The organism is Mycobacterium sp. BK086, assembly GCA_004362315.1.
GTDB lineage: Bacteria > Actinomycetota > Actinomycetes > Mycobacteriales > Mycobacteriaceae > Mycobacterium.
In genome coordinates this window covers 59,822-73,172 of sequence record SNWL01000008.1, presented here as the reverse complement: position 1 = coordinate 73,172, position 13,351 = coordinate 59,822, and the positions used below count along the sequence as shown (strand labels likewise).

Annotated in this window: 10 protein-coding genes and 1 pseudogene; 4 read left to right on the top strand and 7 right to left on the bottom strand. The window is 67.4% G+C overall.

The features are described 5' to 3' along the window. The first annotated feature begins 174 nt into the window (after nucleotides 1–174). The 3 genes from EV580_RS26735 to EV580_RS26725 are packed head-to-tail and all read left to right on the top strand — an operon-like array spanning nucleotide 175 to nucleotide 4,921. On the top strand, nucleotides 175–930 hold the full coding sequence (locus EV580_RS26735; RefSeq protein WP_133695189.1) for a hypothetical protein: 756 nt from the start codon (nucleotides 175–177) through the stop codon (nucleotides 928–930). Beyond that, complete coding sequence (locus EV580_RS26730; RefSeq protein ID WP_133695187.1) at nucleotides 927–3,068, top strand: Rv1355c family protein; 2,142 nt, start codon at nucleotides 927–929, stop codon at nucleotides 3,066–3,068. The genes EV580_RS26735 and EV580_RS26730 overlap by 4 nt, the downstream gene beginning before the upstream one ends. Continuing rightward, complete coding sequence (locus EV580_RS26725) at nucleotides 3,068–4,921, top strand: putative bifunctional diguanylate cyclase/phosphodiesterase (protein WP_133695185.1); 1,854 nt, start codon at nucleotides 3,068–3,070, stop codon at nucleotides 4,919–4,921. Before EV580_RS26730 ends, EV580_RS26725 begins: the two co-directional genes overlap by 1 nt. Nucleotides 4,922–4,929: 8 nt before the next feature. On the opposite strand, the gene EV580_RS26720 is transcribed toward EV580_RS26725, so the two are convergent. From EV580_RS26720 to EV580_RS26695, 6 genes and pseudogenes are all read right to left on the bottom strand, one after another. Next, entirely contained in the window at nucleotides 4,930–5,697 is a 768-nt protein-coding gene (locus EV580_RS26720; protein WP_133695183.1) for an FAD-dependent oxidoreductase, read from the bottom strand. 2 nt (nucleotides 5,698–5,699) lie between these two features. Further along, complete coding sequence (pyrE, locus tag EV580_RS26715; protein ID WP_133695181.1) at nucleotides 5,700–6,260, bottom strand: orotate phosphoribosyltransferase; 561 nt, start codon at nucleotides 6,258–6,260, stop codon at nucleotides 5,700–5,702. A gap of 109 nt (nucleotides 6,261–6,369) precedes the next feature. Next, nucleotides 6,370–6,507 (bottom strand): annotated as a pseudogene (locus EV580_RS34350) (SDR family NAD(P)-dependent oxidoreductase); the annotation flags it as partial. A 17-nt stretch (nucleotides 6,508–6,524) separates the two neighbouring features. Continuing rightward, a complete protein-coding gene (gene ttfA, locus EV580_RS26705) occupies nucleotides 6,525–7,298 on the bottom strand; it encodes a trehalose monomycolate transport factor TtfA (RefSeq protein ID WP_133695178.1) in 774 nt (257 codons plus the stop codon). Between the two features lie 89 nt (nucleotides 7,299–7,387). Further along, complete coding sequence (locus tag EV580_RS26700) at nucleotides 7,388–8,749, bottom strand: alpha/beta hydrolase domain-containing protein (protein WP_133695176.1); 1,362 nt, start codon at nucleotides 8,747–8,749, stop codon at nucleotides 7,388–7,390. Then, on the bottom strand, nucleotides 8,749–9,966 hold the full coding sequence (locus EV580_RS26695; RefSeq protein ID WP_133695175.1) for an FAD-dependent monooxygenase: 1,218 nt from the start codon (nucleotides 9,964–9,966) through the stop codon (nucleotides 8,749–8,751). Before EV580_RS26695 ends, EV580_RS26700 begins: the two co-directional genes overlap by 1 nt. An 81-nt stretch (nucleotides 9,967–10,047) precedes the next feature. On the opposite strand from EV580_RS26695, the gene EV580_RS26690 reads away from it, so the two are divergent. Then, nucleotides 10,048–10,602: a TetR/AcrR family transcriptional regulator gene (locus EV580_RS26690; RefSeq protein WP_133695173.1), complete on the top strand. Its 555-nt coding sequence runs from the start codon at nucleotides 10,048–10,050 to the stop codon at nucleotides 10,600–10,602. Between the two features lie 48 nt (nucleotides 10,603–10,650). Here EV580_RS26690 and clpB read toward each other — a convergent pair whose 3' ends face one another. Next, complete coding sequence (clpB, locus tag EV580_RS26685) at nucleotides 10,651–13,197, bottom strand: ATP-dependent chaperone ClpB (RefSeq protein ID WP_133695172.1); 2,547 nt, start codon at nucleotides 13,195–13,197, stop codon at nucleotides 10,651–10,653. Between the last annotated feature and the right edge of the window lie 154 nt (nucleotides 13,198–13,351).

Here is a 13,351-nt window from a genome sequence, read left to right as displayed (position 1 = left end):
TCGAAGCCGGTCGCGGGTGCTACCCCCCGGTAACCAGGGCTTTTCCAGCTAACGGCTGGAGTCTTGAGGCCCTTCGGCGAGATACTGATATTTGCAAGTTCGAATAAATAGCGCCCGCTCAACCTCGGCGTCCGCTGCGGAAACCCTGTCCGCAGGCCGCCTTACAGATGGGAAATGATGAACGCTTCAGTGCTGGACTTCCCTGATCAGAAGGTCTACCACCTCCCGGAGACGATTAGCTGGCGCGACACGGATACGGGTTGCACGATCACGTGCGCCCAACCCGACAGCGAACCTGAGCTATGGGAAGACTACCTGCAGGGAGCCATGCGTAGCTACGAGAAACACGGAGTCGAGGCGGCGCTCGACCTCGAGTCGTTCGCCGACGGACGGGACACCACGCTGTTCTACACCGCCGTGGACGAGACCGGCCGGATGCTGGGCGGCCTGCGGGCCAAGGGCCCGTACTTCAGCGCCGACGAATCGCACGCGATCGTCGAGTGGGAAGGCCAGCCCGGCCAGGACACCGTCCGCAAGATGATCACCGACCGACTGCCGTTCGGCGTGGTCGAGATGAAGTCGGCCTGGGTCAGTGACGACCCCGCCCGCAGCGGCCAATTGACCCGCACCTTCGCGCGCACCGCCTTTCCGACCATGCAGCTGCTGGGCGCCCAGTTCATCCTCGCCACCGCCGCCGCCCACGTCCTGGACCGGTGGAGCACCTCCGGCGGCGTGATCGCCACCAAGATTCCGGCCGCGGCCTACCCCAGTGACCGCTACCGGACCAAGATGATGTGGTGGGATAGGCGCACATTCGCCAACCACGCCGAACCCGGTCAGTTGGCCAAAATCGTCAAGGAGATGCGCATGCTGGCGACCATCTCCGAGGAGTTCAGCGGCTTCGGCATGCAGTACGGGAGTGGCATGTGAGTTTCGACGTCTCCGCCGATTCCGGCGAGGACGCGTACAACGCGCGAGTCCTGCTCAGCGACGATCCCAACGACGAACCCACACTGGCCCGGCTGCGCGCCGACCCGCGCACCGAATTCATCGACCGCTCCGCGGACTTCGATGCGGCACTGCGCGCGCTGAGGCCCGCGGTCGAGGCCGACGTGCTCGCCGAGCCGATGCGCTGGGCGCACTATCCCTGGCGGCATGCGGTGATGGCGGTGCCGGCCCCGCGGGCGTTTCACCGTCTGCGGCTGGACCGCAACCGCAACATGATCACCCTCGGCGAGCAACAGCGGCTGGCCGGACTCACCATCGGCGTGGTGGGCCTGTCGGTGGGCCACGCGATCGCCCACACGCTGGCCGCCCAGGGACTGTGCGGCGAGCTGCGGCTGGCCGATTTCGACGAGTTGGAACTGTCCAACCTCAACCGGGTGCCCGCGACGGTGTTCGACATCGGCGTGAACAAGGCTGTGGTGGCCGCCAGACGCGTCGCTGAACTCGATCCGTACCTCACGGTACGGACGATGACCGATGGTCTCACCATGGACACGATGGGGGCCTTTCTCGACGGTCTCGACATCGTCGTGGAGGAGTGCGACTCCCTCGACATCAAGGCGGCCGTTCGGGAGGCCGCTCGGGCCCGCCGCATCCCGGTGCTGATGGCCAGCAGTGACCGCGGCCTGATCGACGTGGAACGCTACGACCTCGAACCCGAGCGGCCCATCCTGCACGGTCTGCTCGGCGGTATCGGCGTCGCCGAGCTGGCCGGTCTGAGCAGTACCGACAAGGTGCCGCACGTGCTGCGAATCATCGACGCGGGCAGATTGTCCGACCGTGGCGCCGCCTCGCTCGTCGAGGTCGGCCGCACGTTGTCGACATGGCCGCAGCTGGCCGGGGACATCGCCGTCGGAGCGGCCACCGTGGCCGAGGCCGTCCGCAGAATCGGCCTCGGCGAGCGGCTGCCGTCCGGCCGGGTCCGTATCGATGTGGCCCGCGCGCTCGACGGCATCGAAGAGCCCGCGCTGCCGCCGGAACCGGTCGTCTCGATTTCCGCCGAGCCCACCGCACACGCCGACAGCGCACCCGCGGATGCCGTGGCGGCCGCGGCGCGCCGCGCGCCTTCCGGGGGGAACATGCAGCCCTGGAACATCGTGTCGCACAATGACTCGGTGATCGTCGAGCTGGACCCGAAGTACACCTCGACAATGGACGTCGCCTACCGGGCCAGCGCGGTGGCGATCGGGGCCGCCACCTTCAACGCGCGGGTGGCCGCCGCGGCGCTCGGCGTGCTGGGTCCGGTCACCATCACCGAGGGCGACGACCCCGTCCCGCTGCGCGCCGTGGTCGAACTGGCGGAGGGCCACGACGACACGCTGGCCGCGCTGTACGGACCGATGCTGGAGCGAGGGACCAACCGTCACCGCGGCACACCGGCACCGTTGACGGCCGCCTCCGTCGCGGATCTCGACGCCGCGGCCCGGGCCGAGGGCGGTGCACTCCGGCTGCTCACCGACCGTGCCGACATGGAACGAGCGGCAGCGATCCTGGCCGCCACCGACCGGATCCGCTATCTGCAACCGCGCCTGCACGCCGAGATGATCTCCGAGGTGCGCTGGCCCGGCGACGACGATTCCGACGGGCTGGACATCCGCGGCCTCGAACTGGCCAACGCCGATCTGGCCACCCTGGACATCCTGCGCCGCGGCGACGTGATGGCGCGCCTGGCGCAGTGGAACGCGGGCGCGGCGCTCGGTCAGGATGTCACCGAGCGGGTGCTGTCCAGCTCGGCGCTCGGCGTCGTCACCGTCGTCGGCCGCACCCTGACCGACTACGCCCGCGCCGGTGCGGCCACCGAGGCGGTGTGGATCGCGGCCCAGCAGCTCGGCCTCGGGGTTCAGCCCGTCTCGCCGGTGTTCCTCTACGCCCACGACGATCGCGACCTCGACGAGCTCGCCGCCGAGCACGTCGAGGAGCTACGCGATCTGCAAGCACAGTTCCGCGCACTGACCGGGACAGACACTGACGAAGCGCAGGCGTTGGTGCTCAGATTCAGTCACGCTCCGAGCCCATCGGTGCGCAGTAGGCGTCGCACCGCCGGGAGGGGGACACTCGGGTAATGGCGCTCGACACCCTCGTCACGAGCGTGGCCACCAAACTGATGGCGGCCACGTCGGCCACCTCGGCTCAGGTGAGTCAGGACGTGCTTGCGGACCTGGTGGCGTCCTTCGGTGTCGACTTCAGTTTCCTGCGCTACAACGACCACGCCATCCGCGCCACGAAGCTGATCGCAGAGTGGCCGCCGCGCCCCGACGTGCCCGATCCGGACCCGCTCGGGGTGGTGTACTTCGCCGACGCCGACCCGATATTCGCGGCTGCCGAGAACGCCAAGGAGCCCGTCTTCTTCTCCCCCGACCCCGAGCCGATCCCGGACGACGGCGATGCCGATGACTACCAGCGCCGGGTCCAAGAGGCCAGCGGTGTCGCGCTGCCTTCGCTCGCCTCGGTCCCACTGCTCTCCGGCGACACGACGACCGGGTGCATCGGGTTCATCAAAATCGGGATCAAGGACTGGTCGCCGGAGGAGTTGAATGCGCTGCAGGCGATCGCGTCGTTGTTCGCCCAGGTGCAGGCGCGGGTGGTCGCCGAGGAAGAGCTGCGCTATCTCGCCGAGCATGACGACCTGACCGGACTGCACAACCGCCGGGCGCTGCTGGCCTATCTCGACGACCGGCTGCGGGCGGATCGGCCCGGGCCGGTCTCGGCGCTGTTCCTCGACCTCGACCGGCTCAAGGCCATCAACGACTACCTCGGCCACCACGCCGGCGACTGGTTCATTCAGGCGTTCGCCGAACGACTGCGCGAGGAAACCGGCGGTGAGGACCTGATCGCCCGCCTCGGCGGTGACGAGTTCGTCGTCGTGCCGGCGGGCCCGATGGACGCCGACGCCGCGCTGGCTTTGGCGCACCGGCTGCAAGCAGTGTTGCGCGACCGGGTGACGATCGGCGGCGAGATGCTCACGCGCACCGTCAGTGCCGGTGTCGCACTGGGAGTTCCGGGCCGCGACACCACGTCGGATTTGCTGCGCCGAGCCGACCAGGCGGTGCTCAACGCCAAGAATGCAGGCGGCAACAAGATCGCGATGTTCACCGACGAGATGTCGTTGAAGAGTGAATTCCGCAACGACATCGAGCTGCATCTGCAGAACGTGATCGACGCCGGATCGCTGACCCTGCACTACCTGCCCGAGGTCGACATGCGCACCGGAGAAATCCTGGCGACCGAGGCCTTGGTCCGTTGGCAGCACCCGACGCGCGGTCTGCTGTTGCCGGATTCGTTCATCAACGTCGCCGAATCGATCAATCTCGCAGGCGAATTGGGCCGCTGGGTGATGCGCGCCGCCTGCAAGGAATTCAGCGGCTGGCAGGCCAGCGGAATCGGCAAGGATGCGGTCATTCGGATCAATGTCTCCCCCGTCCAGCTGGTCACCGACGGGTTCGTCGAATCCGTGGCCGACACGATCGCCGAATACAACCTCGACGCCAAGTCGGTGTGCCTGGAGATCACCGAAAGCGTTGTCGTGCAAGACATCGAGACAACACGCATCACCCTGGCCGGGCTCAAGGACGTCGGCGTCCAGGTCGCGATCGACGACTTCGGCACCGGTTACAGCGTGCTGACACACCTGAAATCACTTCCGGTCGACACCCTCAAGATCGACAAGGGGTTCGTCTTCGATCTCGGGACCAACCCGGAAGACCTGGCCATCGTGCGGGCGATCATCGCACTGGCCGAGGCGTTCAACCTGGAGCTGGTGGCCGAGGGGGTCGAGTCGCCGACTGCCGCGAAGACCTTGCTCCAGCACGGCTGCCACCGCGCTCAGGGGTTCTTGTTGTCCCGCCCGATACCGGCCGACGCGATGGCCGAGCTACTGGCGAAAAAGACTATCCCGGTGGATTTTTCCACACCCTGAAGTTCGATTCAGCAGCCGTACAGCAGCTCGACGAGGCCGAATCGGCTCGCGGTGCGACTCACGACGGCGATCTGCGGCGCCCCCGTGGGCAGCGTGTCCTGAACCGGCCATTCGGCGCTGGCAGGTGTGGGTCCGATCGACAGGGCGACACCGACAACCGCGCGCACCAGCCGCGTCCCGGACCCCGTGGACAATTCCGCGCCCGCAACGCGACCGTCCTCGAAGACCAGCCGTCGCAACGCCGTACCGGACTCGTCGAGCAGTCCTCGCTCATCGGCCTGCTGACGTAGCCATTCGGCCAATTCCCCACCGGGACGGTCGGTTTCAGGCCGAAATTCGCCGAGAAGAGCCACCCGGATCGTTTCGCCGGCACTGTACATCGCGGTCATGGCGTCGGGTACCTGGCTGTAGATGACGCCAAACGGGGAGGCGACACAGCGCGCCGAGAAGTCGCGCAGCCGCGAGCCGAAGAACGGTTCGATCGTGGCCTTGCGGTCCGTGCTGACCACCACGGGTTTGACGTGCGCGACGGCCAGCTCCATCGCCCGGTCTCCCACCGGACCCAGATCTTCGGTCATCGACTGCAGGTATGCGAAGGTATCGGGATCGGCTGTCTCCAAAGACAATTCAGCGTCGGCCAATTCGACGTCGAGGTCCAGCTCCGAGGACCAGAGCGCGTGCGCCAGCGCGCCGAGACCGGCGCCGGCACAGATCACGTCGACGACGTAGTCCCACTCGTATTCCGAAGCCTCGATGGACTCCTCGTCAGTGCTCACCGTCAGGACGTCGGCAGCCCGAGGTCGGCCAGACCCAAAACACTGCGGTAGGGCACTCCTTCGGCCTCGATCGCCTCGGCCGCGCCGGTCGCCCGGTCCACCACCGTCGCGACACCCACGACCGTCGCACCCGCCTCGAGCACCGCATGCACAGCGGTCAGCGCCGACCCGCCGGTCGTGCTGGTGTCCTCGACCACCAGAACCCGCTTGCCCGCAACGTCGGCGCCTTCGATGAGGCGTTGCATCCCATGGCTTTTCAGCGCCTTACGCACCACGAAAGCGTCGATCGGACGGCCCGGCGCATGCATCACCGCGCCGGCCACCGGGTCCGCGCCCATGGTCAGTCCACCGACCGCGTCATAGTCCCAGTCGGCGGTGAGCTCGCGCACCAGCCGGCCGATCAGCGGCGCGGCCTTGTGGTGCAGGGTGGCGCGGCGCAGGTCGACGTAGTAGTCGGCCTCCTTGCCGGAGGACAGGGTGACGCGACCGAACACCACCGACAGCTGGCGGACCAGCTCGGCGAGTTCGGCACGCTCGGCGGCGTTGAGATCAGGTGCGGCCACGGCTTCTCCCCATCGTGTTGTTGACCGCGCGGACCACTCCGCGCGGAACCAGCCGGCCGACCGTGGTCAGCACCTTGTACTGCAGGCTGGGAATGCTGATGATCTTGCCCTTGGCCGCGAGGTTCTCGAGGCGCTCCACATTTCGTGCGACCAGAACCAGGTTGTAGCCGTCACGCGCGTAGCGGCGGGCATAGCCTCCGCCCAGACCGGCGGTAGGCCCGGTGATCAGCTCGACGGGACGGGGCACCCGGAGACCCTATCGGCTCAGCGCTGGTAGTTGGGAGCCTGTGTGCCGTTCCGCGGCTGCTGCGGGCGCAGCGGGGGCGGGGCCTCGGCGTGTCCCGGTGGCAGCTCGCGGCGACCGGCGGGCGCCAGCGGGCGACCAGGGGAGGCGTTGCGACGCCCGGCGGACTGTGGCAGGGCCGGCTGTGAGGTCGGGGGCAGCACCCGAAGCAGGTCGTTGAACTGCCGCACGGTCCGCAGCCCCTCGTCCCACTGGGCGCGGGTGCTGCCGATCGGCATCGACACCAGCGTCCAGTTCTGTTCGTTCCACATGATTTCGGCGCAGTCCGGAGCGGTGTGGGCGAAGGTGACCATCCGGCGGTCGCACGCCCGGCGGGCGGCGTCGAGATTGGTCGAGTAGACCATCCGCGGGCCGATCGCACCCAGCAGCCAGACGTCGCTCTCGCGCGGCTCGGCGATGCCCTTGAGTCGCAGATCCATCACCACGTTGGTGCCGACCTTGCGGTGCAGGGCGATCACGGTGGCGACGTCCTCGAGGTCGAAGATGTACACCGCCTCGCCCCGGATCTGACCCAGCACGACATTGCGCGCGGTGACATCGCCGACTGTCGACATCACGCCGCGTTTCCAGCGGTCGATGATCTCGGCAGACTCGGGTTCGAAGTCGAACCCGTGCGACCGCGCCCAGGACTTGCGGCGGCGGCCCAAGCCACGTCGACGACCGATGTCGACGTACAACAGCACCGCCGCACCCACAAAGCAGAGTGCGGACAGCGTGAACCAGAACGGAACCATTAGACGTAGCGTATCTGTTCACTGCCCGGTTGCGAGAACTCCAGCAGGTCACAAGCCCATTACGCGCCGAGATCTTCCCGGGTTGCCCGCTAATCCCCCGCCGGGAAGACCGCCGCGGCGAGCTCGAGGATTTCCGAGCGGTCGGCCGGCAGCAGGAAACCGGCCCCGATCGCTCGGTCCAGCGCCAGAGTGAAGCGCTCGAGGTACTCGGCCCGTCCACCCGGATACAGCCTGGCCAGCGTCTCGGAGTCGAAGGGCTCCCCCGAGCCGAAGATCGCGAGCAGCACGTTCTCGTCGTCAGCACCCTCGCCCGAGGTGCGGGCGGTCGGGACGTCCACCCACGGGGTGCGCAGCCCACCGATGGCCAGGCCGTTCGCATCCACCGCGATTGCCGGCGGGTCGGCGTCGGTCAGGTCGATCCGGGGCGCGGTCGGCACGGGCTGCCCGGTGCGCACCCAGTCGTGCAGCCCGGCGAGCGCGGCCTGCAGGACGTAATGGTGCTGCGGGGCGAAGTTGATGAAGTGCGGCAGCTGCTGACCCATCAGTTCGTTGGTCGGCGCGTAGGCCGCCACGATCTGGTCCAGGGGCACCGATCCGTTGTCGATGAAGCCCACCTTGATCGTGTAGTTGTCGGCGTGCGCCGAGCCGGGGATCTCCCAGACCCGCAGTGTTTCGGTATCCGGCACACGAGCGTGGACGTAACCGAGCAACCGCGCACCGAGCAGGTCGGTTTCGGTGATCACGGCCAGCACCGGCGCGCGCAGGTCGGCCCGGAACGGCACCGGGCGAGTGTGGAACTCCCCGGATTCGTCGAGCAGAGATGTCCCGTCCAGCGGTGCCGCCGACCCGAACCGGGAGTGGATCAGGAAACCGTCGTAGACGCCGGCGTCGGGATCGACGTCGTTGACATAGGTGGTCAGGAAGGTGGCCGATTGCGACTCCCCCGCGGCCAGGACGAACTGCGGTTCGAGGTCGTCGATCGCACCCGCGCGCACGGCGCGCCCGATCTGAGTGAAGATGTCGTAGGCGAAGCTGTCGCCAGGATGGTGCAGGCGTGAATACCGTTGTGGATCGAGGGTTTTCAGGGACGCATCGCCAACGAGACTGAGGCCGCCCTCAATCCCGACCCGCTGAGCCGAGACGACGACATACGCATAGCCGGCCCGGACGATCTCGCGGTGCGCCATGAACCAGACGGCGGGTGCGTCGATCCCGCCGCTGACATTGAGCCATTCGACGACGACGGTGCCGTTCCAGGCGGCGGGGTCCAACGGCTGGAGCACCACGATGCGGGTGGTGTAGTCAGCGGTGTCCGGCGGCGCGTACGAGGCGGCGGTGCCCGCGACGAAATACTCGTCGGCGCGGTAGCCGACGCTGGCCAGGTCGTAGGCGCCGGTCAGCAGGTTCGGCTCTCCGGGGACCGCGGTGATGACGGGATCAGTCGGCACCATCAATCAATAGCAGAGGCCGGCACCGGGTAGTCGGGATAACCCATGGCGTCGTAGAGCCGGATGCCCTTGTTGTTGAGTTTGGCGACGGCCGTGGTCAACCCGGCCGGCAGCGCGTCGAGGACGCGGCCCGCGGCGACCAGTGCCCACACCCCCAACTCCGAGCGCGGCACCAGCGATTTGGCCACCGTGCGGGCGAACGCGCGGCTGTGCCGTACCGGATCGGCCATCACCGCCTCGTAGTTGGCGAAAGCCTCGACGTGGTCGCCGCCGGCCCGCTCGAGTTCGCCGGCCAGCACGTAAGCGCCCAGCACCGCGAGGCTGGTGCTGCCTCCGACGGCCGGGCCCGGGCAGTAGCCCGCGTCGCCGACCAGAGTGACGCGGCCACGTGACCAGCTGGTGAGCTCCAGTTGAGTGATCGAGTCGAAGTATAAGGTGCCCGGGCCGTCGAGTTCGGCGAGCCAGCGGTCGACCGTCGGATTCAGGCCGGTGAACGCGGCGCGTAACAGGGCGCGCTGCCGGGCGTCGTCGCGGTGGTGATACTCCAACGGCTGTTCGGGGCGGAACAGGAACACCGCACGGGCATCGTCGAGATGGTCGGCCGTGTAGATCATCGCCCATCGCCTGGCGTCCAGGAAGTTCGTCATTTCCCCATCGCGCGCAAGCTCTTTCGGCACCGACAGCACAGCCAGGTAGCCACCGAGGAACCTGCTGTGTCCGGCGTCGGAACCGAAGACGAGCTGTCGGACCCCGGAGTGCAGGCCGTCGGCGCCGATCACGATGTCGTAGCGGCGCTGTGCCGACTGGGCGAAATCGACTGTGCCGTCGTCGGCGATCGCGGTGATCTGGTCGCCGAAGAGGTACTCGACGTGGTCGCGGCCAGCGTCGTAGTAGATCTGACTCAGGTCGTCGCGCATGATTTCGACGTGCCGGTCGGAGATGACGCCGACGAGCTTCAGGTAGTCGACCTCGACCGGTCGTCGTCCCCGGGTGCGTTGCAGGATCATTCGCGTGGTGCCGGTGGCCCGTGCCTGGATCTGCTCGATCACGCCCATCTGTTCGGAGATGTTCATCGCGGGGCGGAACAGGTCGACGGCGTGACCGCCCGTCTTGCGCAGCGCGGGCGCCCGTTCGACCACCGTCACGTCGAAACCGCGACGAGTGAGCCAGTAGGCCAGCACCGGTCCGGCGATGCTGGCGCCCGAGATGAGTACGCGCATGGCGACCCCTTTCACTTACTTAACGATCGGTAAGTACACACGATACAGCTTACTTAACGATCGGTCAGCTAGGGTGGCTACGTGAGCAGACCTGCGTCAGGGACCCGAGAGCGGATCCAGGACGTCGCGCGCGAGCTGTTCGGCCAGAAGGGCGTCCAGCGGACGAGCCTCCAAGACATCGCCGACCGGCTCGGCATCACCAAGCCCGCGCTCTACTACCACTTCAAGTCACGCGAAGATCTGGTCCGCAGCATTCTGCAGCCGCTGATCGACGAGGGTGAGCGGTTCGTGGCCGATCAAGAAGCCCGTGCCGCGACAGATCCGGCCACCCCGCGTGCGCTACTCGAGGGGTACTTCGACTTTCATTACCGGCATCGCGCGGACCTGCTGCTGATCGTCACCGAGCTCAGCACCCTGGCCGATCTGGGACTGATCGACAAGCTCTTGGCCTGGCGAGAACGCTTGTGCACGTTGGTGTTCGGCCGACGACCAACGCTGGAACAATCGGCGCGAGGCGTCATCGCCTTCGGCGGACTACAGGATTGCTGCCTGCAATTTCCGGACAGCCCGCCGCGCCGGTTGCGCGAGGCGACGGTCACCGGCGCGCTCGCCGCGCTGGGCCTACCCGACGCCTAACGCAAAGGGTCCCCGCACTTTTCGTGCGGGGACCCTTGCATCGGGCACTCAGCCCAGAACCAGCGATTCGCCGTCCGGAGCCACATTGACCGGCACGACGTCACCATCGTGCACCTCACCGGCGAGCAACAGCTTGGCCAGCTGATCGCCGATGGCCTGCTGCACCAGCCGCCGCAGCGGCCGAGCACCGTAGAGCGGGTCGAACCCGCGGTCGGCGAGCCACTGCTTGGCTTCGAGCGACACCTGCAATTCCAGGCGACGCTGGGACAGCCGCTTCTGCAGCTGTGCCAGTTGGATATCCACGATCTGGACCAGTTCGTCGGGGTTCAGCGCGTCGAAGATGAGCACATCGTCGAGACGGTTGATGAACTCCGGCTTGAAGGCCGCGCGCACCGCCGCCATCACCTGCTCCTCGGTGCCGCCCGACCCCAGGTTGGAGGTCAGGATGAGGATGGTGTTGCGGAAGTCGACCGTGCGGCCCTGACCATCGGTCAGCCGTCCTTCATCGAGAACCTGCAGCAGTACGTCGAACACGTCCGGGTGAGCCTTCTCGACCTCGTCGAACAGCACCACCGTGTACGGGCGACGGCGCACCGCCTCGGTCAGCTGACCGCCCTGGTCGTAGCCGATGTATCCCGGCGGGGCACCGACAAGCCTTGCCACCGAATGCTTCTCGCCGTACTCGCTCATGTCGATGCGGACCATGGCCCGCTCGTCGTCGAACAAGAAGTCGGCGAGCGCCTTGGCCAGCTCGGTCTTACCGACACCGGTCGGACCGAGGAACAGGAACGAGCCTGTCGGCCGATTGGGATCTGCGACGCCGGCACGCGAACGACGAACCGCATCGGATACCGCTTGGACGGCGCTCTTTTGGCCAACGACCCGTCGGCCCAGCTCCTCCTCCATGCGCAGCAGCTTGGCGGTCTCGCCTTCGAGCATCCGGCCGGCGGGGATGCCGGTCCACGCCGACACGACGTCGGCGATGTCGTCGGGGCCGACCTGCTCCTTGAGCATGACGGCCTCGCGGGCCTCGGCCTGTGGCAGCGCAGCGTCGAGCTTCTTCTCGACCTCGGGGATGCGGCCGTACCGCAGCTCGGCGGCCTTGGCCAGGTCGCCGTCGCGCTCGGCCCGATCGGCCTCGCCGCGCAGCACCTCGAGCTGCTCCTTGAACTCACGCACGATGTCGATGGCGTTCTTCTCGTTCTGCCACCGGGTGGTCAGCTCGGCCAGCTTCTCCTTCAGGTCCGCCAGCTCGGCACGCAGCTTCTCGAGGCGGTCTTTGGAGGCGGCGTCTTCTTCCTTGGCGAGCGCCATCTCCTCGATCTCGAGCCGGCGTACCAACCGCTCGACCTCGTCGACCTCGACAGGCCGCGAGTCGATCTCCATCCGCAACCGTGACGCGGCCTCGTCGACCAGGTCGATGGCCTTGTCCGGCAGGAACCGGCTGGTGATGTAGCGGTCGGACAGTGTGGCCGCCGCGACCAGAGCCGAGTCGGTGATCTGCACGCCGTGGTGCACCTCGTAGCGGTCCTTGAGGCCGCGCAGGATGCCGACGGTGTCCTCCACCGACGGTTCGCCGACCAGCACCTGCTGGAAGCGGCGCTCCAGGGCGGCGTCCTTCTCGATGTACTTGCGGTACTCGTCGAGGGTGGTCGCACCGACCAGCCGCAGCTCGCCGCGGGCCAGCATCGGCTTGATCATGTTACCGGCGTCCATCGCGCCCTCGCCGGTGGCACCGGCGCCGACGATGGTGTGCAGTTCGTCGATGAACGTGATGATCTGCCCGGCCGAGTTCTTGATGTCGTCGAGGACGGCCTTGAGCCGCTCCTCGAATTCACCGCGGTACTTGGCACCGGCGACCATCGAGCCGAGATCCAGCGAGATGACGGTCTTGCCGCGCAGGCTCTCGGGCACGTCGCCGTCGATGATCCGCTGGGCCAGGCCCTCCACGATCGCGGTCTTGCCGACACCGGGCTCACCGATCAGAACGGGGTTGTTCTTGGTGCGACGGCTCAGCACCTGGATGACACGACGAATCTCGTTGTCGCGCCCGATGACCGGGTCGAGCTTGCCCTCCCGAGCGCGCGCGGTCAGATCGGTGGAGTACTTCTCCAGCGCCTGGTAGCTGGCCTCGGGATCCGGGCTGGTCACCCGGGCGCTGCCGCGGACCTTCACGAACGCGTCGCGCAGAGCCTGCGGGGACGCGCCATGACCGGTCAGCAGCTTGGCCGTGTCGGAGTCACCGGTGGCCAGGCCGACCATCAGGTGCTCGGTAGAGACGTATTCGTCGTCCATCTCGGTCGCCAGCTGCTGGGCGGCGGTGATGGCCGCCAGCGACTCGCGGGACAGCTGCGGTTGCGAGGTCGCACCGCTGCTCGACGGCAGCCGGTCGACCAGGCGTTGCGCCTCGGTGCGGATGGTGGCGGGATCGACACCGACAGCCTCGAGCAATGGCGCAGCAATGCCATCAGCCTGCGTGAGCAGCGCCAACAGCAGGTGGGCGGGCCTGATCTCCGGGTTGCCGGCCGCACTGGCAGCCTGCAACGCGGCGGTCAGTGCCGCCTGAGTCTTGGTCGTCGGGTTGAAAGAATCCACGACACCTCACTTTCGGTCAGGCCGTGCCCGCGAGTAGTCGGCAGGGCACGGCAAAATGCTTGTCGGCTTTTTCAACGTCGTCAAGGTTGAGTCTGTTCCGCTCAACTTAAACTTTTCTGAACAGTTTTCGCGAGGGACTTTGGGCCCCGGTTTC